We start from the raw sequence: 24,566 nt of genomic DNA, 5'->3' as shown, positions 1-24,566 counted from the left end.
CTCCCTTCCTCCTTACGCTACCCTCTCATGAGAAATCCGGGCTAAGGCTAAATCTATCCGTCACCTTCGAAGCAGCCTCAAAATTTACCCCCCAGCCCAGAATACTTTCATCGCTATTACTAGCAGAATTGTAATATGCGATCTCCCTTAAAACCGTGGAGACGCCATAACTAATAGCGCCATAACGATCTCCATACCGAAGAGTTAAATCGGGATATCCATTCTTTAACTCATCATCAGTACTGGAGCTATTAGTCATATCAACATTGCTTCCGATGTTTCCGGGGTCCTCGAATGCTATGGATAATCCACCGCTCGTATATCGCAACTGTGCTTGGCGTGTAATGTTCCCCTGTCCAAACTGAGCAGTGAAATCAACAACCGGCGTAAAGCCCAGGAAACCTCCAAAATTCGTCCATGTTTGCCCTGCAAGAACTCCATTCCATTCACCATATGCATGTCGCAGCCGGAACTGACCGCCTCCACCTCCGTAAAAATCGCCCTCGATAGTTGTGTTGAGCGTGCTTCCGGCGACGGGAGTGGAAGTCCTAAACCCTAATCGACTTTGAAAGGCGTGAAGATTAGCATGCCCCTCCGCCCCCTCCTGACTGTCGAGGGAAATTAAACGGTGGGTAACGGTAGGTCCAATATACCCGTCAACGTCATAAATCATGTCGAGCTTCGCATATCCATAAATGCTAGCCTTCATATCAGCCACATCTAGTTCAAAGGCAGATACCGAACATGTAGAAAACATAGTAATTGCTGCAAGGGCACTTAGTTTATAGATATTGGTTTTGTTATAGTGCATTAATTATTTCCCTTTTGAAATTATTGAAACCTTCTTGCATCTCAAACTTAATTTGCGATGCTCAATCAATCGTAATGCACCCCTTTGATGGGCTCCCCTCTCAAAAGGAGGGGGGAGAGGGTTGATGCATATATTCGGTCTTCAACGTATATGTCTAACATTTAGAAAATATAGATCCGTACACTAATTTTTCAGGGCACCAAAAATTAATGCCCACTGCCGGAATAAATCGAATACCCACGAATTTAATTTCAACTTCAGAATATCAGTAGAACTGAGATAATGTCTTTTAGTCACGTAGCTTTTACTTATAGAAATACTGTCTTTATGGATTTTTGCAGGAAGCTAAAAATTTCGTTATTTAGAATGACTAGAAGCTCGATTCGCCAAAATAAAACCAGCCACATTCTGTTTAAATCACCCCAGGTTCTTTTTTATGACTTTTTGGATTTCACCCACAATCCCGCTGCGGAAGGCCAGTACCGTCAACACAAAGATGCCGCCAAGGATCGGGTCTACCCAGTCGCGCAGCGGCCCCTGGGACAGCTGGTATTCAATGTTCACCACAAAGGTGGCGCCCACCACCGGTCCAAGCAGCGTACCCATGCCGCCCACCAGGGTCATCAGGATGACCTCGCCCGACATATGCCAGTGGGCATCATTGAGAGACGCCAACTGGAACACCACAGATTTCATGGAGCCGGCCAGGCCCGCCAGCGCCGCGGAGATCACAAAGGCCAGGACCTTGTAGCGGTCCACGTTGTAACCCAGCGAGACCGCCCGCGGTTCGTTCTGCTTGATGGCTTTCAGGATCTGCCCGTACGGGCTGCTGACAATGCGCTGCACCAGCAGGTAACAGGCGATAAACACCACCAGCACGAAGTAATACATATTGAGGTTGTCTTCGAGGTTAATCAGACCAAACAGCTCGCCCCGGGGGATGCCGTGCATGCCGTCTTCGCCGCCGGTGAATTCCGACTGCACAAAGAAGAAGAACACCAGCTGTGACAGCGCCAGGGTCACCATGGCAAAGTAGATGCCTTGCCGGCGGATCGACAGTAACGCAAAGGCCAGCCCCAACAGGGTGGCCGTGGCGGTACCGGCAATGATGCCCACCTCGGTGGTCAGGCCGGAGAAATGACTGAGCAGGTAGCCGGTGGTGTAACCCCCGGTGGCCAGGAAGGCGGCATGGCCGAAGGACAGCAAACCGGTAAAGCCGAACAGCAGGTTGAAGGCCACCGCAAACAGGGCAAAACACAGGATCTTCATCAGGAAGACCGGGTACATCACGAAGGGCGCGGCCAGCAGCAACAGCAGCAGCACGCCGTTCACCATCAGTTTCTTGCGGTCCTGGATCTTTTGCTGCTCGACAATGGCTTTGTGGATATCGGCAGGATTAACAGGCTGGTTCATGATTATGCCTCCTTACCGAACAGGCCGGTGGGTCGGATCATCAGCACCAGGACCATCACCAGGAAGATAACGGCCGAAGACGCCGGCGGGTAAAACGTTTTGGTGAGGCCTTCGATCACGCCCATCAGGATGCCCGTGATTATGGCCCCGCCAATGGAGCCCATGCCTCCAATCACCACCACCGCAAAGACCACGATGAGAATGTTGGACCCCATCACCGGAGTTACCGAATATATGGGTGCCGCCAGCACACCGGCGAAAGCCGCCAGCATGACGCCGAATCCGTAGGTCAGGCTCACCAGCAAGGGTACGTTAATGCCGAAGCCCTGCATCAGCTGCGAGTCTTCTGTGCCCGCCCTCAAGTAGGAACCCAGCTTGGTTTTCTCGATGATGAACCAGGTGCCGAAACACACCAGCAGGGCCACCACGATCACCCAGGCCCGGTAGTACGGCAGGAACATGAAACCCAAGTTGATGCCCCCTTTGAACATATCCGGCATGGAATAGCGCAACCCGGACACTCCGTAGATGTTGGTGAGGACGCCCTGGATGATCAGGGCCGCCCCGAAGGTGAGCAGCAGGCTGTAGATGTGATCCTGACCAGCAATGCGCCGGAGCAGGAAGTATTCAATCAACAAGCCGAAAGCGCCAACTAGGACTGGGGCCACAAACAGAGCTACCCAGTAATTGACGCCCAACAGGTCAAACAGAACCACGGTGACCAGGGCACCGAGCATATACATGGCGCCATGGGCGAAGTTGATGATTTTCAACAGACCGAAGATAACCGCAAGGCCGAGGCTTAACAGGGCGTAAAAGGCACCGTTAATAATCCCGATCAGGAGCTGGCCGGACAGCACAGCAAGAGGAACGCCGAACACCATTGACATGCAACGGACTCCAAATTAGCTAATAAAAATGTATAGTCAAAAGTTATTCGAACCGACCGGCAAGGGCTCTTCAATCTCAATATTCAAGAGCCCATGTCGAAAAATTACCTGTTGTCGGTGACTAGAGGACAAACACTATTTGAAAGGGGACGGAACGCTTCTTCGGCAGGAATTGTGCGGACAATCTTATATAGATCCCATTCCCCTTGGGATTCCTCCGGGGTCTTAACCTGAGCCAAATACATATCATGGACCATACGACCGTCCTGACGAATCCTTCCGTTAGTTGCGAACATGTCGTTGATTGGGGTATTAATCATCTGAGTGCGAACGATCTGAGAGTCGTCGGAGCCCGTAGCTTCGACAGCATTAAGATAATGTATTGTGCTGGAGTAGATACCGGCATGAACCATTGTCGGACGCACACCTGTTTTTTCAAAGAATCGGTCTGCCCAAGCGCGAGCTTCCGGATTCATATCCCAATACCAACCTGTTGTGAGTTGGATCCCCTGAGCAGTCTCAACTCCAAGCGAGTGCACTTCTGTAAGAAAGAGCAGCAATGCTGCGAGTTTCTGGCCGGATTGAGTCAAGCCAAATTCGCCAGCGGTATTGATAGCGTTAATCGCGTCAGCTCCGGCGTTGGCTAGAGCGACCACATCTGCTCCTGAGGCCTGGGCTTGAAGGATGAATGAAGAAAAGTCTGGTGTAGGAAACGGATGGCGAAGGGTCTTTATAACTTCACCTCCACTCGCCTCGACAACACTTGAAACCGCCGCTTCAAGTTCATGGCCTCCACTATAGTCGACAGCCAAAATGAACCATGACTCTCCTCCTTCCTCTACGACAGCACGGGCAGTTCCAACAGCTAACGGATATGTATCGTATACATAATGAATATGGTTCAGAGAGCAATGCTCATTCGTGATACTTGATGCGATTGAGCCCGACACGATGCCTAACTTATTATTCTCTTTTATAACTTCAATGGCCGCTAGAGATACAGAAGAGGCTACAAATCCCGCTACCATATCCACGTCTTCATTCTCTAACCACCGGCGCACTGTGCTTGAAGCCACGTCGGGGCTATTACGATCATCAGCGCTAACGATTTGGATATCGGCCATGCCAACCTTGCCGCCGAAATCATCCACCGCCATCTCCAGTGCAGCAAGGCCATTTGGCCCAACCAAATCTCGGTAGGTACCGGACATATCAGCTAGATAGCCAATTTTCACAATATCGTCAGAAATTTCTGCTTTCGCATCGCTAACGATCACTGCGGACAAAATCATCGCCAAGAAAGACTTTTTCATATTTATCATTTTTATATCTCCAACTAGGTCGCTAATTGTATTGTGGTTTAAAACTAGTGAGTTACTGCACGCCAATATTCCAAACTTCTTTTCCTATTGTTGGCTTTCGCTATACACAGAGATAATGATCCAGCAATGCCCTTTTAGAACTCAGCTCATGTGAGCTAATCTCTTCCACAATCTGGCCGTACTCCAAAACGTAATGGCGATCTGCGAGGGACGCTGCAAAGTGAAAGTTCTGCTCAGCTAGAACGATTGTCAGGCCCTTTTTCTTCAAGGCCACCAACACCTCACCCAACGTTTCCACGATGACAGGCGCCAGCCCCTCGGTAATTTCGTCGAGCAACAGCATATTGGCACCGGTGCGCAGGATGCGCGCCATGGCCAGCATCTGCTGCTCACCGCCAGAGAGCTTCGTCCCCTGACTGAATCGGCGTTCGTAGAGGTTGGGGAACATGGTGTAGATTTCTTCCAGGCTCATGCCGCCGCTGCGCACCACCGGTGGCAGGGTCAGGTTTTCCTGGACGTTGAGTGACGAAAAAATGCCCCGATGTTCGGGGCAATACCCGACACCCAACCTGGCAATATGATGGGGAGCGCAGGACATGGTCTCCTCCCCGTTGATCATGATGGAGCCGGTGCGGCGGCCCACCATGTTCATGATCGCTTTGAGGGTCGTGGTGCGGCCGGCGCCATTGCGCCCCAGCAGGGTTACCAGTTCACCCCGGTGCACCACCATGTCGATGCCATGCAGGATATGGGACTCGCCGTAGAAGGCGTGCAGTCCGGAAACCCGCAGCTGTTCGTATTCCTTGTCCGGTCCGTGACTCATTGGGCGGCCTCCGCACTGGCGGGATTGGTCTCGGTCGCGCCTCGCTCGCCACTACCGTCGGATCCCATGTAAACCTCGCGCACACGGGGATCGGCAGACACGGTTTCGTAGTCGCCTTCAGTCAGAACGGCCCCCTGGGCCAGCACGGTGATGCGGTCACACAGTTTGCTGACCACGCTCAGGTTATGCTCCACCATCAGCACGGTACGGCCCTTGGCCGCGCTGCGCACCAGTTCCACCACGCGATCCACATCCTCGCTGCCCATACCCTGGGTGGGTTCGTCGAGCAGCAGGATTTCCGGCTCCATCGCCAGCGTGGTCGCCAGCTCCAATGCCCGTTTGCGGCCGTAGGCCAGCTCCACGGTGGTGGTATTGGCAAAACTGGTCAGTCCCACCGCATCCAGCAATTCCATAGCGCGCTCATTGAGCTTGTTCAGACGGGCTCCGGATTGCCAGAAGCTGAAAGAGTTGCCCTCGAACGTCTGCAATGCGACGCGGATATTCTCGAGGGCAGTCATGTGCGGGAACACAGCGGAAATCTGGAAGGACCGAACCACACCCCTACGGGCGATGGCGGCGGATTTCAGAGAGGTGATGTCCTCTCCCTTATAAAGGATCTGCCCCCTGGTCGGGATCAGGAACTTGGTCAGGAGATTGAAAACCGTGGTCTTGCCGGCACCGTTAGGGCCAATTAAGGCATGAATATCGCCCTGCCGAATTTGTAGATCGACATGATCAACGGCCTGAAATCCCCTAAACTTCTTTACGAGGCCTCGGGTTTGCAATACATATGGATTACTCATTTCTTGCCTACTATTTTTGTTTTTGAACTTTGTCCAAAGTATCTTCATAAATCATATGACTCCCCCCCCAAAAGAAGGGGCCGCGTAAAGATTTTCCAATGGCCATCTACTTTGCCCGCTCTTCATCGTGAATCTTGTAGCTTTCTGCCTCAGTCGAGAGTTTCGCCTCCCAACACAAGAAGTGTGAGTGGCTGTATCGTCCTGTCGATGATCGGCACCTCCACGTTGTCGTCGCGGAAGAACTCGCCCCAACTGATGAGGTTCTTGGTGGTGGTCAGGATGATCGACCGGTATTCGTAAAGGCTATCGATCAACTGGAGCAAGTTGTAGCGGGCCTGCTGGGTTGACCTGCCCACACCTGACGGGCTGATAAACACCAGGTTTTCCGTTCGTCGTGGAACTGCTAATCCAGCAAGGAAAGTAGCTGGCTCTGTGGCCTGGGGGCTACAGCCACTCCGAGGCGGATGGGTTCTACCCCGTTACTGCGGACATTCCTAAAAAGAGGCACACTGTGCCAAAGGAGTGTTCATATTCAGACGCAGAAGATATAGCCCAGAGTTCAAACGCGAAGCCATCGCTTTAACCCGTCAGCCCGGTGTGAGCTGTCGCCAGATTGCCCTGGAGGTTGGTATTAATCCCAACCTGCTGTCTCGGTGGCGCAGAGAAGCGGATGAGGAGACAGACAAGGCCTTCAAGGGCTCTGGTTCTCCCAGAGACGAGGAGGTTGCCCGTCTCAAACGAGAATTGGTTCGCGTGAAGAAGGAGCGTGATTTTTTGCGCGAAGCGGCGGTGTTCTTCGCAAAGGAGTCGCCCTGAGGTATCAGGCGATTCAACGTTGTCGCAGCCATTTCCCAATACGTATTATGTGCCCACGCAGGAAGGAAAGCTCTTTCTGTGCGTGGTTCTCGACCTATACAGCAAGCTGATCGTTGGTTGGCCCATGCATTACCGGCAGGATCGGCATATGGTGATCAGAGCCGTTGAGATGGCCGTTTGGCAGCGCCAGGGGAAAGTCCCGGTGGTATTGCATTCAGATCGAGGCAGTCAATTTACCAGTGGTGACTACCAGCGATATCTTGGTAGCAACCGTTTGGTAAGCAGCATGAGTGCGGTCGGTCATTGTGGCGATAATGCTGCCTGCGAGGGATTCTTCGGTAAGCGGCCGGTGATCACACCTTGTCAGGTGTAGCCGGCTTCCAGTGGTGGGGCAACAGCTCGTCGATGGCGTTGTTCTTCTGCGTTGGCAGCCGGGTCAGCACATCCTTCAGGTAGGCATAAGGATCATGCCCGTTCAGCTTGGCGGACTGGATCAGGGTCATCACCGCAGCCGCCCGTTGACCACTGCGTAGTGATCCCGCGAACAGCCAGTTGCTGCGGCCTAATGCCCAGGGCCGGATCTGGTTTTCCACCCAGTTGTTGTCGATGGGCACCGCACCATCGTCCAGGTAGCGCGTCAGCGCTGCCCAACGTTTGAGACTGTAATCCAGTGCTTTGGCCGTGCCGGAGCCATCCGGCACTTTCTGACGATGCGCCTGCATCCATTGCTGTAGTGCATCAGCAAGCGGTTTGGCTTTGGTTTGTCGGATTTCCAGCCGCTTATCCGGCGGCAGGTCTTTGGTTTCCCGTTCGATCTCGTAGAGGCCGCCGATGTATTCCAAGGCCTTGGCCGCCAGTTCGCTCTTGTTGGCCTCGTGCAGGTCGTAGAACTTGCGTCGGGCGTGTGCCATACAGCCAATTTCGGTGATGCCGTTGCCGAACCCGGCCTTGTAGCCGGCGTAATCGTCACAGACCAGCTTGCCCTGCCAGTCACCCAGGAAGGTGCGGGCGTGTTCACCCGCCCGGCTTGGGGCGAAGTCGTAAACGGTGGCTTTCAGGTCCGAGAACGGTGTGGTGCAGTAAGCCCAGACGTAGGCCTTATGGGTTTTCTTCTTACCCGGAGCCAACATGCTGACCGGCGTTTCATCGGCGTGCAGAACGTTGTGTTCCAGCAAGGCGTTTCTCAACGCATCTGCCAGGGGCTGCAACTGCACACCGCAGGCACCGACCCATTCGGCGAGTGTGGAACGGGGTATTTCCAGGCCGGCACGGCCGAAGATGCGTTCCTGACGGTACAGTGGCAGGTGGTCCGCGTACTTGGCCACCAACACCTGAGCCAGCAGGCCGGCGGTGGGGATGCCCTTGTCGATCACCTGCGGTGGTACCGGTGCCTGGATCAAGGTCTCGCACTGCTCGCAGGCCCACTTGCCCCGGATGTGCCGCTCCACGGTGAACTCGCCCGGGACGTAATCCAGCTTTTCGCTCACGTCCTCGCCAATACGCTTGAGCTGGCAGCCGCAATGGCACTGGGTATTGACCGGTTCATGGTGGATCAGGGTACGGGGCAGCTCCGGTGGCAGCGGGGTGCGCTTAGGCTTCTGCTTGGGTCGAGCGGCCTTCTGCTCCTCAGTCATCGCCTGGTCCAGCTCGGCTTCGATGGCGGCCAGGTCACTGTCGATCAGCTCGTCCAGGAGCTTGCCCTGAACGGCATCGAGTTGCTCACTGCGGCGGGCGAACTTGTGACGTTTGAGGATGGCGACTTCGTGGGTCAGCTTCTCGATGATGGCATTGCGGCGCACCAACTCCCGCTCCTTCCGGCCCAAGGCTTGATCCTTGGCGTCCAGGGAGTCCATCAGTTCCGTCGCCAGAGCACGGAGCTGATCGGCTGAGAGTTGGTTGATATCGGGGCGCTGAGTCATGCCGCCTAGTATGCCAAGTCCCTGCTCGGCAGGCGATTCGCGGTTCTGGCTATAGCGGCATCACAGCACTTGTGATTACAGGATGCAGATGACGCCCTCCGCGCCAATGCGCTGCCAGGGCAGGCCCTGAACCAAGGCAGACAACTGTTCCTCGGTCAGGCGCAGTTGGTCACCGCGCCAGGTTTCGCCCCAGTGGAATTTACCCCGGTTCAGCCGGCGGGCGCACAACTAGATGCCCAGGCCATCATGGATCAGCACCTTCATCCGATTGCCTCGCTTGTTGGCGAACAGGTAGGCGCAATGGGGTTTAGCCGAACCGAATACCTGAATAACCCGCGCCAGGGCCTTGTCGGGTCCGGCCCGCATATCCAGCGGTTCGGTGGCCAGCCAGATCTCATCAATGCGGATCATCCCAACAGATCCCGAAGCAAAGCCGCACACTGATGGGCCTGCTCCGCAGGCCACTCCACCACAACCGCACCACCGGCGCGGGGAATCTCGATGCGGATGGTGCTACGCTTGTCTGAAACGGATTGGTTGCTCGGTGCAGAGGCCACTGCTGGCAGACGGACCGGAACGAATCCAGGTGTTTCCGGTGTTTTAGCCGCCCTTCGCGCTTCGCTCATCCAGCGCCGGACCATGTTGGCGTTGAGACCGTTATCCAGCGAAATCCGGGAAACAGACGCCCCGGGCTTCAAACATTCGGCGACGATACGAGCCTTCAGCTCTTTAGAGTAACGACGACGTTTTTGGTAGGGCTTGGTTACGCTTATGTTGGTCATGTTAAGTGTCCACTTAAAAATAAGTGGACACTATCCTGACGGCCGCAGCACCTGGCTCAAGATGGGTTTACCGGACGGTTACATTCTTCGGGATGCTCAAGCGGGAGCGAATTCACCACCGGCATTACCGCACTCAGAACGAAGCGCGAGCTGATGTATTCGACTACATTGAGCGGTTCCATAATCCCAGGATGCGACGTAGAGTTGCCGTTCAGGATCGGAAGTTGTCAGCCGTTTTAAAACCGTCCGTGGAAATGGGGTAGAACCCCTCTGACCTTTCGCGTCTAAGATTCTGATATCAATCAGAGAGATTGGATTTGTTATACAAACCTAGCGGTCCCAAAATATTGTCATTGTGCTCACCCAAATCAGGTATACTACCAACCACCTGCTTAGTGAGACTAAACTTAGGTGCGGGTGCAGGCTGCAGCACTCCGTCAATACGAATGAAGCTTTCACGCGCCTGATTATGAGGATGATTTGCAGCCTCAGAAAAATTCAAAATCGGAGCGAAACAAGCGTCTGTTCCCTCCAAAAGCGAACAACATTCAGCCTGCGTACGGGAGCCAAAAAACGCTGACATCTTCGTCTTCGCTATCTGCCAGCAACTCTTATCGTATTGGTCTACAAAGTCTGGATCATCGCTAAAACCACAAATAGAAACTAGCTTTTGGTAAAAATTAGGCTCTAATGCTTGAACGGTAACAAAGCGATCATCGGCACACCGATAAGTGCTGCACCACGGAGCCGCACCACTGAAAAAGTCATTACGGTCGCCATCACTAATGACTCCTTGTTCCCTCAAACTGGCCAGAAGCATCATGTTATAAATTACACCATCAGAAATAGCCGCATCAATCACTTGACCTTGGCCAGTTTTATTGACATGAAACAGTGCAGATAGGATACCGAGCGCCAAAGACATGCTCCCTCCCCCCACATCACCCTGCAAAGTTGGCGTCGGGAACGGAATATCCCCTGGCAAACCGCCGTAAAAAAGAGCTCCTGTGATGGCAGAAAAGTTCAGGTCATGACCGGCCGAAGGCGCTAGCGGTCCCGTCTGTCCCCATCCAGTCATCCGACCGTAGATTAGTTTTGGATTTTTTTCGAGGCATACCTCTGGTCCAATCCCCAATCTCTCCATAACGCCAGGGCGGAAACCCTCCACGAGCACATCAGCCTTTGCAACTAAACTCAAAGCAGCCTCAACATCACTACATTTGCTGAGGTTTAGTGTGATTGACTTCTTACCTCGTTTAAAAAATGCAGCCTTTCCCATCAAAGTGGGATCAACTGTTGCAGCGTTTGAATTCATCACTTTGCGTTCAATTAGCACAACTTGGGCTCCCAAGTCAGCTAACAGCATACCCACTATCGGCGCTGGACCAATCCCTGCAAACTCTACAACTTTGACTCCCTCAAGAGGCCCCATAAAAACTCCTAATATTCCGAGATGCTTTCGATCGAAATGGCATTTAATTCAGCAGTATTACTTTACTCTCGCGGCCCAAAATACTAACCAAAAATAAACAACCTTCCCCCCCTCGAAAGGGCGGGACAGGGAGGGAAGGTTAATTTATCAGTTTTAGACTATGCGCCCTTTTTAAGGCTTGAGTTCGGCTGGAAACGCCCAATTTACTGTATAGGTTTTTTAGGTGCCATTTGACAGTACCCTCGGATATTCCTAATAGGTTCGCAACTTCCTTATTAAATAGACCATCCCCGATTAGTTCCAGAATCTCACGCTCCCTTTCAGTAACCTCTGATGCACTCAAGAGTTCGAGATCAGAAATGTCAGATGGTAACGAGTCAGATTCAAGGTCTTTTTCAAAATTGCCTAACAATTTTGGTGCAGGTTCCATATTGTTTACTAAGCCTTCAATATAAGGCATCAACCGCATTTCGTGTGCGTCTAAACTTGAAGCAATATTTTTTAGAAGACACTGCCCACCTTGAAGTTCATCTGCAAAGGTTCTAAACATGCCTTGCGCTTGACCTAGTGCGAGTGCTGGAATTAAGCTTTTCTTAGCCGCCTTGGTTTGGCCAATTTTCCACTCTCCAAGCGCAGCCAGCATTCTGAATTTAGCACTACGATAAAACGCACCCTGACGGTCTAGAACAGTAATACGCTCATGCAACTCCTTTATAAAACCCTTGGATGGTTGATTAAGGAGTTCAATTCGTGCCTTCGATATTAGCCAATCATCATGTAGGAGTTCTTTAGCAATAACATCCGGATTCACGGTCTCAAGATACTGTTCAAAACGCCCTAGCTCTCTCGTTGCTGATACCCCATCACCCTCCCAAATATCAGACTGAATACGCTCTGCATAGCAGTGGCCCTCCAGTCGGACCCACCCTCTTTTCATGGCAACCTTTTCGAGCTTATCCAGTAATATCCAAGATTCTGCTTTTTCTCCGCGCAGCTTACTTATTCGAGCAAGAAGCGAATAAATGGTTTGTGCTGTTATCAATAGGCAGGCGTCCAAAGAGCCCGTCATTGCAGATGCCAATAATTCCTCCGCCTCCTCTATTTTGTTACGCTCATAGCAAAGCTCGGCCAAGCTCGCGATGGCTGTCACAGAAGCCATCGAACGCCGACCGGCGATTTTTTCAGAAATCGCTAAAGACTCTCCCAGCAATGCTTTAGCTCTATCTAAGCGTCCACGCCAGAACCAGGCCAAGCCTTCAAAACTTTTTCGGTATCCCTCACCGAAGTGAAGCTTATTGGTCATTCGAGCTGCTTGCCGCTGTACCTCAACTATCTCATCAAAACGCATTTGATGGAGATAAATATAGCCTAGGACATTGAAGACCACTTCGTACTCAAATCTATTGAGCTCACTAGGCGCTTCCATCCATGGCTCCGCAGAGCGCCTAGCGTCTTCCAATCGGTCCTCAAGTAGTGCAAGTAGCAATGACGTTGTCTGTATTTGTTTTTGCAAATCCTCTCTTCTTTCCATCAAATCAACATCATCACTTTTCTGCAAGTCAGACTCTATCTCATGAAGCAAGCCATGAATGGGAGGAAGCTCCATCATTAGCATCTGAGCCCGGACGATTGCCAAGCGTATGTCAATATTCTTGCTCAACTCATGCTCTGGTATTTGCTTCCCCCAATTGACCAGTGTGGCCGTTCGGCTTTTTTTCTAGCATTTCCGATGCACAGCGTTCGATGAACGTTTTAGCAAGATCTGAATAACCAATGGCTAAAGCGTGACTCACTGCTTCAGACCACAACTCATGAGCGACGAACCAGTTGCAAGCAAGACGATGAAGGGCTAACACCTCCTTTTTACCTAACTGACCCAAACGTTCTCGAAGAAAATCAGAAAATAACCGATGAAACCGGAACCACTCATTATTGTCATCAAGCGAAAATATAAACAAATTCAACCGAGACAATTTCTCTAAAAAGGCATTCCCATCGCTTACCCCACCAACCACCTCGCATAGCGATACGTTGAAGCGCTCTAAAATTGAGCAGCGTACAAGGGCTTCCTCACAATCTGAAGGTAATAGTTCCACTAATACCTCATGGAGGTAGTTTTTAAGATCCTTCGATCCGCTTGCAAATTCATTAAGGAATTGTTTTGGTTCTTTGCGAAGCCTTGGTGACAAAGCCGCCATTTGCACGCCGGCAACCCATCCCTCGCTAACCTCGTAAAGCAATCTCGCGACGTTCTTAGGTAGATCCAACTCAACAACTTCGTTTAGAAACATCTCAAGCTCACTAAAATCCATTCGAAGATCAGAGACACCCAAGATTAACAATTGGTTTTCCAACTTCAGCTTAGATAGCCGTATGGGAATTTCGGATCTGGTTGCAATGATAATATGGAGATTTTCGGGTCGATTCTTTATCAGACGCAACATTAGCGAGTGAATTTCAGGATTAGTAATGCAGTGGTAGTCGTCTAATGTAAGTAGGATTTCCTCTCGAGAGGCCTCTAACTCGGCGAGCAAAATCGATTCAACAACTTCAATCGATGAAGATAGTTCAGAGTTAATCGCTAAAATAGATTCATTGCAGAAATTCGACTTCGTTATTGACAGTGAGGCGATGAGATATGATAAGAATCGTTTTTCTGAGTTGTCTTCTTCTGAGAGACTTAACCAAGCTATAAGCTTATCTTCACCTCGATACATGTCCGCCCATTGGCCAACGATTGTAGTCTTTCCATACCCTGCAGGCGCCTGGACTAGTGTCAAAGCATGCTTCATGATTGCCGGGGCAAGACTCTCCAGCCGTTTTCGGGAAAAGAGAGGCTGAGACCTCCTTGGCGGTGAAAGTTTGGTCGGAATCAACGGCAGGCGCCAATTCGAACTCAGATGATGTCGCATGCCTCTTAGATCTTGTTTTTGCCTCATTCCAGCCCACCAAATATAGCGCCTATTAAATTTACACGCTTATTATCGATTAAGCGCAAAATTGCCATGCCAATGATACAATCGTGTCCAGTAGTTTTATTCCACCGGAAGGGCTTGGCCAGTTTTTCGTTGTGAACCTTAATACACTTCTTAATCCCTGACTTCGATTCACCAACGCTAATTGAATTTCCTCGATAAAGTGCGCGCCGTTCCAGTTGACCAAACCACTTCTCAACCTCATTCAACCACGACGCGCTGGTTGGGGTGAAATGCACCTTGAACCTAGGATTCTTGGCGAGCCAGGCTTTGACCTCCAAGGTGTTGTGAGAAGAGTTGCTATCTAAGATGATACACAGCTGCAGATCCTGCGGAGCTTCCCAATCAATCTGTCTTAAAACATCTATAAATTCCAAGGCGTGATGACTCTGGGCGACACGGCCAATAACTTCGCCCGTCAAAATGTTGAAGTCCGCGTAAAGGCTTGTCGTGCTATGTTGCTTGTAATCGTACGGATGACGCTCAACTTGGCCTGGCTTGAGCTGTAGATTTGGGTGTGTTCGATCGAACGTCTGAATTTGGGTCTTTTCATCAACAATGAGGACCAGCGCATTGTCCGTCGGATTCAGATAAAGGCCGACAATGTCGCAAACTTTCTCGAGAAAATACGGATTATTCGTGATTTTAACGTAGTGAGCCGTTGCGGCTTCAAATTTAACGCATTCTTCAGCTAATGCACTTGCCAACACGCGCCCCCGGCATGTTCGTATGAGGCTGATACTCCAGTGCAAGGCTTGTATCGGACCCTGATGAACCGTGTGCTCATAAATTTTGACGTCTCCACGGTTCAGTTTTCGGTGCTGGCTCAGGCGCGGTGAATCATAAAACCCTTTAAAATCTCGCACACGGTAGCGCTTGCGCCACTTGAATACCATTTGAGTGTTAACCTGAAGCAAGCTGGATATCCCTGGGACCGTCTCGCATGCATTCCCTATGAAATGAAGACTGACACGATGAACTAGGCGTTTGATCAAAGTGCTGGCTCGGCACCTGCCATGGAGTTTCAATTGATCGTTTAGGGTCAGATTAAATGGAGCTATCGGCATGGGCACAATTGAATACTTCTCTTACTGACAGAAAAACTTCAATCATAGATGATATTGATCAGACGGCGCACTAAATCACCCTTTAGGGTTGAGGAACGACAATACAAAATTTTCAGTCTCAAATAATCCAATTGATCCATTGAGTCAACAGGTCGAAAAGCTTGAGTTGCCATGGCGGGACACTCTATATGCGCCCCGACATGGCCCATGCTAACCTTGTACTATTTAGAAAAAATATTTACTACAGCTGTAGCTTCCTCAACTCCGTAAATGCCGCCGCCATTTTCTTGAATGGCGATTTGAGCATTTTCGACTTGCCTTTTTCCAGCTTCGCCTCTCAATTGAGTCACTAGCTCATAAACTTGCCCTATTCCGGTTGCGCCAATCGGGTGCCCTTTGGATTCCAGACCGCCCGATGGATTGATGGGAATTCGGCCTCCTACAGTGAACTCGCCAGCTTCAGCAGCCCACCCAGCCCCACCATATGGCGCTAGCTGGAGATTCTCTGCCTGTATTATTTCCCCCATCGCAGTCGCATCGTGAACCTCGGCTACGTCAATATCGGTTGGAGCAACGCCAGACTTTTCATAAGCATCTTTAGCAGCTAAAGCAGTTAGGTGATTTTCAAAATCATCGAAACTTCGATCTGAGCTCGATCGCACAACACTGGCAAGCAGCCTAATGGCTCTTGAGCTGTCTCCCTTAAGCCTCTTTAGCCCCGCAGCGCTACACAAAACCGCAGCCGCCGCGCCATCCGAAATAGGAGCGCACATCGGCAATGTAAGTGGGTAAGTAATAGGCGGTGCGGCCAAAACCTCCTCGATAGTATACGCAACCTGATACTGCGAGAGAGGATTATGAACAGAGTGTCGATGGTTTTTTGCGGATACGGCAGCGATTTGTCTTTGGGTCGTTCCGAATGTTTTCATATGGAACCGGGAGAACGCTGCATACACATCCATAAACATGGAATATGGTCTAGGGGACTGAGAGCCCTCCGGGCATTCGACTCCCTCCCCCATCTTTAAGAGGATGTCCCGGTTATCACTCACGGTTTCAACATCCCAAGCAGAGTCAAACGCCGAAAACATTTTTGCCTTATCAGGGCTGTTCATTTTCTCTACGCCCACAGCAATTGCGATGTCACAAGACCCGCTCCTAATAGCGTTCTCTGCCAAATGAAGGGCTGTGCTAGCAGATGCGCAAGCCCCCTCAAGGTTAAAGATAGGAATGCCCTCAAATCCCATCGACCGCAAAGCAACGTGACCAGGAATCATATGTTGATCATGCATTAAACCGATAACGCAAGAGGCGAAAAATGCTTGCTTTACATCAGCCTTGCTAGCTCCAGCATCAGTAAGCGCCTGCTCGATAGCCTCTCTCGCCAGTTCCTTATAACTATGATCAAAATGACGACCAAATTTTGTCATACCAACGCCGGCGACAAAAATATCTTCCATTATATTTCTCCGAGATTAGAACTTTTAAATCACAAATTTGACATTTGTTGTCACTATGATTTATGACTTTTTTACCTTGCTATTACGAAATTTTCCGTTCACCTTTCCAGTATTTTTCACGCACTTTCCTGCGTAAAACCTTACCAACCACACTAGTAGGAAGCTGATCGACAATCATTAGAGATTTTGGCGCTTTGTATCCACCGATCAGACCTTTAACATGCGCAACTAATTCATCTTCGCCTACATCACAACCTTCGCGTAAAGTAACCTCAGCATGAACCGCCTCGCCCCACTCTTCATGCGGGATACCAACAACTGCCGACATTAAAATTGAAGGGTGGCTATTAAGTGCCGCTTCGACTTCATTAGCATAAACGTTAAAGCCACCTGAAATAATCATATCTTTTTTCCGGTCAACCAAGTAAATAAATCCTTCATCATCCATATAACCAAGGTCGCCCGACTTCCAAAATCCGTCCTTAAACTCAGCCCCAGTTTGCTCAGGAGCATTTAAATATCCGAGACATATACTTCGGGAACGTACCCAAATCTCACCGGTTTCTCCCTTCTGGACCTTCTCACCTTTTTCGTTCACGATTATGCATTCAACGCCAGGGGTCGGCTGCCCAGCTGAACTAAGCCTAACCTCATCTTCTTCTCTATTAATCAAATGCTGACTCGTCCCCATGTTCGACGCAAAACCAAAATGTTCGGTAGAGCCATAACACTGAACAAAAATATTCCCAAGTTTTTCTTGCAACTTTTTAAGCTTTCCGGGACTCATAGGCGCAGCGCCATAGATCACGAACCTCAGAGAACTCAAATCTGAATCGATCTCAAGCATACGATAAAGTATCGTGGGAACAAGAAACGTGAGCGTCGCTTTTTCTTTTTCAATGTTTTTGCAGTATAGATTCAAGTCAGGTTCATTTTGTGTAATGGTGCAACCACCAGAATACAACGTTGGCAAAAATAACATACCACTTCCGTGACTTATTGGTGCAATATGAATGCATCTGGGATTTCTGATCCATGCATCCTTATCTTGCAAGGCAAATGCCGTGTCACGGCAGCTAAGCCAGTTATCAATGCTGTACATTGCTGGTTTGCCCTTACCTGTTGTACCTCCTGTAAACCGAATTATTGCGCAATGTTCTCTGTCATCAACGACTATATCTGGATTATGATCCGACGCCTTGTTGACCAAATCCCAGAAATAGAAAACACCATCAAGACTTTCTTTAGGCTCATCCATTACAATCACAGTAACGTTTCTATCCCGTAGCATCTTGTAATGAGAGTCGAGGAGCTCATTTTCAATAAATGCCACTTTGGCACCAGAAGCTTCAACTTGCCAAGTATGTTCTTCCAAGGAATCTCTAAAGTTTGTAAAAGCTCCGGTCACACAACCTTTAAAAATAGTAGGAGCATGAAGTAACGAAAGATTGTCGTTATCCAAAATATTAACAAACCTATCACCAGCACCGAGCCCTAAAGACGTCATCATGTTTACAATTCTGTTAGTCAGTGCATGAAACTCTGCGAAGCTGTAGCGCCTATTACGCTCAATATTTACAATAGCTTCACATTCACCATATCGATTTGCCAAATTTTCCATGTGATTACTGAAATTAATTTTCATAAATTCCTCGCTTGTTAGGACTTATTTTTATATAAGCTATGGTCTCAGGTCATTATTTAATCGAAAACAGTAAAATAACTATTTTTCAACTAAAATTGAGCGAAACTCTATAGCGTCAGAAGACTCGTTTTTCTGAATCTTTACTTCTCCCGAATTGACCAGAAAAATTAAGTGCGCAAATGTTTCCTCAAGTGCGAGGCAGCGACCGAAGCCTTTCACCGCGCCCCAACCTACAAAAGATAACAATTCATCTGTAGTTAACCATTGATCAAGCTTTCGAATTAACGTTCTTAACAGGTTGTGATGATGCTCTAAAATCTCGTCAACCCTAGCTATTGCATTGAAAAATATCCTTTCATGCGCTGGTAAAACTAAATAATCTGGGTTAACCCATGACTTTAGATCAGTTAAGCTTTCGAGCCAATTTTTGATAGGATTGTCATTTAAGCTTATTATATCCGTACCTACATGAGGCGTTATGCCTGGAAGCACTTGGTCCCCAGAGATAAATATTCCTAGCTTGTCGTTTTTAAGACATATATGCTCAACGGAATGACCAGATCCGGACCAAATATCCCAATCATTTTCTCCTATAATTATAGATTCGCCTTTTTCAATTATTTTTACTTTCTCTGGGAGAGGACCATAAAGGTTATCCATTACTCTTGCGTATTTCTTTAACTCAGGTATTTCTGTATTCGAAACCCCCAAAGTTCTATAGAAAAAGTCATCCTTTTCATGGTCACTGGATAACCTGCTAAACTCGTCACGCCTGGCTTTGGAAATTTCATTCTCGGAGGCATAGACTGGTACTTGGAAATGTTGCTGAATCCAGCCGGAGAGGCCAATATGGTCAGGATGACAGTGTGTAACCAACAATCCAGTGAGCTTTTTTGGCTCAGGTAGTTTTTGTACTATTTCTTCCCAAATTTCCCGATTAGCATCCGAACTTGGGCCACTATCAATGGCAAACCAACCGCCTTTATCTTTAATCAGATAGATATTTATATGGTCAAGCTTTGAGGGAATTGTAAGCCTCGTCCAGAGCAGACCAGCACTGATAGAAACCAGCTCTCCAAATTTAGGAGGAGCTATATTTATTATGTTTCCCTGAGCAACGCTTCTATTGGTGGTATGCACAATTTATCCCTCAACGAACTGTTAAATTTTATTTAATTAATTTAAAAAGAGCCCCCCATTTTGGAGGGCTAAAGGGACACATCCTTTTACCGCTATTTCGCCTGCATAACTGTTGCAGCATCAAGACGGATATAGCGACCATTCATATATCCGTTTTCAACTAGAAATACGCATGCTGAAGCAAACTCATCAACATTACCCATCCGTTTGGGTGCTTCGCACATTTCGATCAAGGCATTTTTCACCTTTGAATCCAGCGCATCTACCATCGGAGTTGCGAATAACCCTGGGGCAATTGAATTGACGCGAACACCGATTGAACCTAGTTCACGTGCTGCTGGAATATTGATTCCGTTAACCCCGGACTTGGAAGCGCCATAAGCGCACTGTCCAAGCTGTCCCTCCCAAGCAGCGCCCGATGAAACGTTAATAATGACGCCCCGTTCACCATTTTGATCCGGTTCATTCAGTGCCATCTTTTCTGCACACTTAGCCATTACTGTATATAGGCCCACTAGATTGACGTTTATTACATTTCTAAAATTATTGATCGAGCCCGCAATTCCATTTTTATCGAGAATCTTTTTTGGGGCTACAATCCCCGCCGCATTTATGTCCACATGGATTGCGCCAAATTTTTGGATCGTTGCGCTAATCGCGGCATCCACATCGTTCTCTTCGGTGACATCAGTGGCTATAAAAATCGCGTTTTCATCACCGAGCTCTTCTACAGCACTCAGTCCGGCTTCTCGGTTCATATCTAGTAAAGCGACCTTTGCCTTTTTCTTTTTCACAAGATAGCGCGCAGTTGCTAGCCCTAGACCAGATGCACCTCCGCTAATCACAACTACTTTATTTTCCAAATTCATGATCTACTCCTGTTTGAATATTTGAGACCTAAATGTGACTTAGTAACCTTTGAATTGAGGCCTTCGCTTTTCACTAAATGCATTAAGGCCTTCCATAGCGTCATATGAACGCATGTGGCGTCGGAAGAGTACCTGTTCATGCTCCAAGGCATCGTGAAGAGCCTTGCTGCCTGTTTCATTCGCCACAGTTTTCATACGTTGAAGCGCAATTGGGCTTTTCTCTGCGATTAACTCTGCAATCCTTTGTGTTTCAGCTCGCAGGGAATTAAGATCCACCACTTGATTCACAAATCCGTAAATTTTCATTTCTTCTGCAGAAAGCGTGCTACCGGTGAAAAGCAGAAATTTCGCTACGTTAAGAGGAATGATTCTTGGTAAAACTGCTGCGCCGCCAGCTCCAGGGTATACGCCGTAGTTGGCGTGCGCGTCTCCGATTCTTGCGCTATCAGCCGCAACCACGATGTCCGCACACATGGCGGTTTCAAGGCCTCCAGCCATCGTGATGCCGTTCAAGGCCGCGATTACCGGCTTAGGGAAGTCACGAAGTACATTCAAAACGCGCCCAGTCAATCGATCGATAAAATCCGCTTCTCCGGGTTGTAAGCGAGCAGAATTAAGGATCTCTTTCAGATCTGCTCCGGCGCAAAAGGCTCTCCCCTTTCCAGTCAAAACAATGACTTTTACGGCATCATCATTAGCGATCCTGGGCAAAATCTCTTCAAACTCATCCAGCATCTGCAGATTGATCGCATTCATTTCATTCGGGCGGTTTAGATTAATCCACCCAACGGGTCCAGATTGCTCATAAAGTAAGGCACTGTTCGTCATTTGATTACCTCGCCAAGTCATCTTGTTTTGGTGGCTTTTTAACTGAAGGCCGGTACACCAGTTAGTGATCGGGCGATTAACAGCTTTTGGATTTCAGTCGTTCCATCTGGAATAGGGCCAATTATTGCCTCCCTCGCTAGTCGCTCTACGATGAACTCTTTAGTAACACCATTACCGCCGTGGATCTGAACCGCATCTCGACAGGCTTTTACCGCGATTTCTGTGCTAAACCACTTTGCCATCGCACACTCCTTGTCACACCGCAAACCTTGATCAATCATTTCTGCTGCCCTGAGCGTAAGTAATCGAGCGGCATCAATCTGCGTAGCCATGTTGGCAATTTTCTCTGCAATCAGCTGATGACCTGCAATCAATTTCCCATGTTGAGATCGGGTTTGACTGTATTTAATTGACTCTTCCATCGCCCGTCTTGCAATCGAATAGCCCCACGCGGCCATGTGACACCGGGCACGCTCAAAGGTTACTAGCGTGTTCTTTAATCCCTGCCCGATCTCCCCGACAGTGTTCTCGACGGGTACGCGTACATCCGCGAGGAAAATTTGAGAGGTTGATTGTCCGTTCAACGCCATTTTAGGAATGCCACGCACTTCGAGGCCCGGTGTATCTGCCTCGATAAGGATGTGTGTCAATTCGCCTTCGCCGGTCTTACAGGTGCATACGAAGATATCCATATGCTCTCCATTGGAAATCCACGTTTTCTCTCCATTAATGACCCAATAATCCCCATCACGGACTGCACGCGTCTTTGCAGCAGCAACGTCCGAACCGACGTCAGGCTCAGATATCCCCATGCTTATGAAAACTTCACCAGAGAGCAGTCCAGGGACATATTTTTCCTTCACGGAATCAGAAGCATTTCTGATTAACATGTCTGCGCCGGAAACATTGATAAGGATTGGTAGCGCCAGATCGATTGCACTGACACCAACCTCCTCCCACAAGCGCAAATGTGTGACCCAATCCATCTCTAAGCCCCCCCACTGTTCTGGGAACGGCGCTCTGATCAGACCATATTCTGTCAACGTTTTGATGAAGCCCTTCATCATCTCTTTGGGAATAAACTTTTCACCGTGGGCTCTCAATTTTGGCTCAATCTCAGCGTCGAGAACCTTCCTCAAGCCGTCCGTGGCCATTCTTTGTTCTTCTGTCATCTGCATGGTCATAAAATCGCCTTTCTAACTAAGGGAGAGCTATCGTTGGCAGCTCGGGTTTGTTGGATATTTCTAACCGTATCTCAATCGTTTTGGCTTCACCCCCCTCAAAAGCGGGGGTAGGGCCAATGATCAATTTTCTAGATACTTAGTTTTCTAAGAGGCCTGTTATCAACAACGGTCGATTAGCCAGCTCGTGGGCGTTCCCAGGACATCCGGGGGTGCAGTAACTCTGCTACGGCAAGACAAAACTAGCAGAGGGCGCGGGAATTCCAGGCCTTATCAGCTTTGACAATCCCAATTGCTAGATAGCGTCATTTTTTGGTAGGCGTTTCTGGAACATATGAAACGACCGGAAGGGGCGGTCCCTGGCTTGGCCAGTGCAGGTATTCAGATGGTCACTAACCGTCAAACCATCGCGTTTATCGGCAGATCAGTGTCTTACACCTCAATTTTCATAACTTGCTTTTTGGCGGCCCTGGACTTGGCTATTATCAGGCTGGGAAGAGATCATCCGAGAAATTTTCCAGTGCCCTGCTGATCAACCTCGTTTTCGCCACAGGATTATTCGGTATTGGTCTCTCCTACCCGTTCTTCAGCTGGTATGTTCTGACGGTGACGGACCTCACTGCGGTAATCCCGGTACTCAGCAATGCTCTAACCCACCTGCTAGCCTTCTGTCCGACTATCATGGCACGGCTAATATTCTTTCTTGGCCAGACCGTGCCATTGCTACTTAACGCGGCAGACCAGAATACGAGAAAAAGCGAAGCCGCCGGTAGTGCTACAGCCTTGAGCACAATCGGCAATGTTGTTGGCTGCCTGCTGACGTCTTCGGTGCTGATGTACTTTCTTGGTGCGGGCTACTCCATCTTCTTTAATTGCGCAATTCTGGCCATCTGCGCTCTGTTGGTGATCAGTCCCGATCGATCTCCCATGAATTCCGCCCTGATTGGCGTTGCTGCTGAGGTGAATCACAAGAAGGTTTATCGGCTTTACCGGGAGGCAGGCCTGGCCGTCCGAAAACGCAAGCGCCGTAAAGGTGTGATGGTGGAACGACAGCCCCTGGTGTTGCCCGATGCACCGAATCATACGTGGTCCATGGACTTCGTGATGGATTCCTTGGCCAACGGGCGCAGGATCAAATGCCTGACTATCGTGAATGACTTCACCAAGGAATGCCTCGACATTCCCGTGGCCATGGGCATCTCGGGTGAACAGGTAGCCCGTACCCTGGATGGCATTGCGGCCTTCCGAGGCTACCCGAAAGCCGTTAGAACCGACCAAGGGCCGAAATTCACTGGCAAAGCACTCGATCAATGGGCCTATCGTCATGGCGTTGAACTGAAGCTGATTCAGCCCGGAAAGCCGATGCAGAATGGTTACGTCGAGAGCTTTAACGGAAAATTCCGGGATGAGTGTCTGAATGAACACTGGTTCCGAGATCTCGCACACGCCCGGGAGAAGATCAGCAATTGGCGCTTGGACTACAGTGAGCAGCGTCCGCACTCATCCCTAGTGTATCAGACACCCCTGGAGTTTGCCTCCGCTCTCCGACTTGGCAAAACTGATTCAGCAGTAACGGACATTACTAGGAAGCAGTTGGATTAAAGACTGGGGGCAGGTCAGGCATTATCTATTCCCGCCCCCAACAAGATGCGTTCACCTCATCGCTGCCTATATTTGCTGACATCACTCTCATCACTCTACACACGCGAGGCAATTAAGGCAGGCTGTGCAAACGAGCGGAATTACCAATCGGGTGACGGCGCATACTTTTCGCCACGCTTTTGGTACTGAGATCCCGAAGTGATATCCGAACGGTTCAGGAGATCCGCGGCCACAGCGATATTCGCACGACTGAAATCTACACCCACGTTATTGGCGATCGACGAGCTGGAACAGTTAGTCCATTTGACCGTTTGCTAGGTTCTTGAAGAATGACCAAGCGCTCAACTAGGCAGACAGCCCCGAGGATTACAGGCGCCATGAATGTTCGCTTTTGTTTAAAAGAAAACATTTTGGGCGGCCACCAGCAGCTTCCCAGTCCTAAGGCAACAATTCCCGGGCCTGACTAGCCCCTTACATGGACAGCCAGGCCAGGGGCAAGACCAAGGCCACCTCAACTCAGCATGACTTGGGTAAGAAAGACTTCCGGCCCTATACTGTATGGTTAATCCATGGTCCAAGAGCCCCCAAGAATATGGACGAATTAATCGAGTACGCCTCGCAGGTCTTTGAATCTCGCCAGCTAGCTTGCGACTGGCTAAACGGTCCTGTTGCCGCACTTGGCCATCGGCGACCTATTGAACTATGCGAGACGTCCGAAGGTCGTCGAGAGGTTACGGGGGTTCTCAGGAAAATCGAATGTGGCGAGTTTTCCTAGAGATCGCGCCCTG

The 24,566-nt window shown here is 49.5% G+C and carries 21 protein-coding genes and 5 pseudogenes; 6 read left to right on the top strand and 20 right to left on the bottom strand.

From position 1 onward, the window contains the following. Positions 1–25: 25 nt before the first annotated feature. The 7 genes from ACP86_RS13770 to ACP86_RS13740 form a co-directional block, all read right to left on the bottom strand. Positions 26–811, bottom strand: coding sequence for a DcaP family trimeric outer membrane transporter (locus ACP86_RS13770; RefSeq protein ID WP_053114447.1), 786 nt, complete (start codon positions 809–811; stop codon positions 26–28). Positions 812–1,228: 417 nt separating this feature from the next. After that, on the bottom strand, positions 1,229–2,224 hold the full coding sequence (locus ACP86_RS13765) for a branched-chain amino acid ABC transporter permease (protein WP_053114444.1): 996 nt from the start codon (positions 2,222–2,224) through the stop codon (positions 1,229–1,231). Between the two features lie 2 nt (positions 2,225–2,226). Then, entirely contained in the window at positions 2,227–3,114 is an 888-nt protein-coding gene (locus ACP86_RS13760; protein ID WP_053114443.1) for a branched-chain amino acid ABC transporter permease, read from the bottom strand. A 104-nt stretch (positions 3,115–3,218) separates the two neighbouring features. Continuing rightward, the gene (locus ACP86_RS13755; protein ID WP_053114441.1) at positions 3,219–4,436 is read right to left on the bottom strand and encodes an ABC transporter substrate-binding protein; all 1,218 of its coding nucleotides are present in this window, start codon (positions 4,434–4,436) and stop codon (positions 3,219–3,221) included. 100 nt (positions 4,437–4,536) lie between these two features. After that, positions 4,537–5,259 (bottom strand): ABC transporter ATP-binding protein, encoded by a 723-nt coding sequence (locus tag ACP86_RS13750; RefSeq protein WP_053114438.1) that lies wholly within the window; start codon positions 5,257–5,259, stop codon positions 4,537–4,539. Further along, entirely contained in the window at positions 5,256–6,062 is an 807-nt protein-coding gene (locus tag ACP86_RS13745) for an ABC transporter ATP-binding protein (RefSeq protein ID WP_053114437.1), read from the bottom strand. The genes ACP86_RS13750 and ACP86_RS13745 overlap by 4 nt, the downstream gene beginning before the upstream one ends. Positions 6,063–6,211: 149 nt before the next feature. Continuing rightward, the gene (locus tag ACP86_RS13740; protein WP_053114435.1) at positions 6,212–6,439 is read right to left on the bottom strand and encodes an ATP-binding protein; all 228 of its coding nucleotides are present in this window, start codon (positions 6,437–6,439) and stop codon (positions 6,212–6,214) included. Between the two features lie 151 nt (positions 6,440–6,590). Here ACP86_RS13740 and ACP86_RS23725 point away from each other — a divergent pair. Together ACP86_RS23725 and ACP86_RS23720 are read left to right on the top strand one after the other, a co-directional pair. Beyond that, positions 6,591–6,931, top strand: a pseudogene (locus tag ACP86_RS23725) (transposase); the annotation flags it as partial. A gap of 2 nt (positions 6,932–6,933) precedes the next feature. Next, positions 6,934–7,218 (top strand): annotated as a pseudogene (locus tag ACP86_RS23720) (transposase); the annotation flags it as partial. 13 nt (positions 7,219–7,231) lie between these two features. Here the strand turns inward: ACP86_RS23720 and tnpC are convergent. The 3 genes and pseudogenes from tnpC to tnpA all read right to left on the bottom strand — a co-directional run bounded on the left by tnpC (position 7,232) and on the right by tnpA (position 9,579). Continuing rightward, positions 7,232–8,797, bottom strand: coding sequence for an IS66 family transposase (gene tnpC / locus ACP86_RS13725; RefSeq protein WP_053114433.1), 1,566 nt, complete (start codon positions 8,795–8,797; stop codon positions 7,232–7,234). A gap of 75 nt (positions 8,798–8,872) precedes the next feature. Next, a pseudogene (gene tnpB, locus ACP86_RS23275) lies at positions 8,873–9,208 on the bottom strand (IS66 family insertion sequence element accessory protein TnpB). After that, the gene (gene tnpA / locus ACP86_RS13715) at positions 9,205–9,579 is read right to left on the bottom strand and encodes an IS66-like element accessory protein TnpA (protein WP_053114431.1); all 375 of its coding nucleotides are present in this window, start codon (positions 9,577–9,579) and stop codon (positions 9,205–9,207) included. Before tnpA ends, tnpB begins: the two are co-directional and overlap by 4 nt. 83 nt (positions 9,580–9,662) lie before the next feature. Between tnpA and ACP86_RS22180 the strand changes: the two are divergent. Then, positions 9,663–9,842 (top strand): annotated as a pseudogene (locus tag ACP86_RS22180) (IS3 family transposase); the annotation flags it as partial. Positions 9,843–9,877: 35 nt separating this feature from the next. Here the strand turns inward: ACP86_RS22180 and ACP86_RS13710 are convergent. The 10 genes from ACP86_RS13710 to ACP86_RS13665 all read right to left on the bottom strand — a co-directional run bounded on the left by ACP86_RS13710 (position 9,878) and on the right by ACP86_RS13665 (position 22,179). Continuing rightward, a complete protein-coding gene (locus ACP86_RS13710) occupies positions 9,878–11,011 on the bottom strand; it encodes a CaiB/BaiF CoA transferase family protein (RefSeq protein ID WP_053114429.1) in 1,134 nt (377 codons plus the stop codon). 139 nt (positions 11,012–11,150) lie between these two features. Beyond that, on the bottom strand, positions 11,151–12,671 hold the full coding sequence (locus ACP86_RS13705; protein ID WP_053114427.1) for a LuxR C-terminal-related transcriptional regulator: 1,521 nt from the start codon (positions 12,669–12,671) through the stop codon (positions 11,151–11,153). Between the two features lies 1 nt (position 12,672). After that, positions 12,673–13,923: a hypothetical protein gene (locus ACP86_RS13700; RefSeq protein ID WP_144422723.1), complete on the bottom strand. Its 1,251-nt coding sequence runs from the start codon at positions 13,921–13,923 to the stop codon at positions 12,673–12,675. Between the two features lie 23 nt (positions 13,924–13,946). Beyond that, positions 13,947–15,053, bottom strand: a complete 1,107-nt coding sequence (locus ACP86_RS13695) for an IS630 family transposase (protein ID WP_264752601.1) — start codon at positions 15,051–15,053, stop codon at positions 13,947–13,949. 221 nt (positions 15,054–15,274) lie between these two features. After that, a complete protein-coding gene (locus ACP86_RS13690) occupies positions 15,275–16,513 on the bottom strand; it encodes a thiolase family protein (protein ID WP_053114423.1) in 1,239 nt (412 codons plus the stop codon). A gap of 82 nt (positions 16,514–16,595) precedes the next feature. Then, complete coding sequence (locus ACP86_RS13685) at positions 16,596–18,158, bottom strand: class I adenylate-forming enzyme family protein (RefSeq protein WP_053114421.1); 1,563 nt, start codon at positions 18,156–18,158, stop codon at positions 16,596–16,598. 78 nt (positions 18,159–18,236) lie between these two features. Beyond that, positions 18,237–19,298: an MBL fold metallo-hydrolase gene (locus ACP86_RS13680; protein WP_053114419.1), complete on the bottom strand. Its 1,062-nt coding sequence runs from the start codon at positions 19,296–19,298 to the stop codon at positions 18,237–18,239. 92 nt (positions 19,299–19,390) lie between these two features. After that, positions 19,391–20,167 carry an SDR family NAD(P)-dependent oxidoreductase gene (locus ACP86_RS13675; RefSeq protein ID WP_053114417.1) on the bottom strand — a complete coding sequence of 259 codons (777 nt, stop codon included), beginning with the start codon at positions 20,165–20,167 and terminating at the stop codon, positions 19,391–19,393. A gap of 39 nt (positions 20,168–20,206) precedes the next feature. Then, positions 20,207–20,995, bottom strand: a complete 789-nt coding sequence (locus ACP86_RS13670; RefSeq protein ID WP_053114415.1) for an enoyl-CoA hydratase/isomerase family protein — start codon at positions 20,993–20,995, stop codon at positions 20,207–20,209. A 38-nt stretch (positions 20,996–21,033) separates the two neighbouring features. After that, complete coding sequence (locus ACP86_RS13665; protein ID WP_053114414.1) at positions 21,034–22,179, bottom strand: acyl-CoA dehydrogenase family protein; 1,146 nt, start codon at positions 22,177–22,179, stop codon at positions 21,034–21,036. A 957-nt stretch (positions 22,180–23,136) separates the two neighbouring features. On the opposite strand from ACP86_RS13665, the pseudogene ACP86_RS22690 reads away from it, so the two are divergent. From ACP86_RS22690 to ACP86_RS23715, 3 genes and pseudogenes are all read left to right on the top strand, one after another. Beyond that, a pseudogene (locus ACP86_RS22690) lies at positions 23,137–23,778 on the top strand (IS3 family transposase); the annotation flags it as partial. A 179-nt stretch (positions 23,779–23,957) separates the two neighbouring features. Further along, complete coding sequence (locus tag ACP86_RS23005; RefSeq protein WP_227507720.1) at positions 23,958–24,104, top strand: tyrosine-type recombinase/integrase; 147 nt, start codon at positions 23,958–23,960, stop codon at positions 24,102–24,104. A gap of 149 nt (positions 24,105–24,253) precedes the next feature. Further along, positions 24,254–24,553, top strand: a complete 300-nt coding sequence (locus ACP86_RS23715) for an MbcA/ParS/Xre antitoxin family protein (protein ID WP_053114413.1) — start codon at positions 24,254–24,256, stop codon at positions 24,551–24,553. Positions 24,554–24,566: the final 13 nt, after the last annotated feature.

This window comes from Marinobacter sp. CP1, assembly GCF_001266795.1.
Taxonomy (GTDB): Bacteria; Pseudomonadota; Gammaproteobacteria; order Pseudomonadales; family Oleiphilaceae; genus Marinobacter; species Marinobacter flavimaris.
Note: the sequence above shows the minus strand (reverse complement) of the source record. Positions and strands in the feature narration are given on the sequence as shown.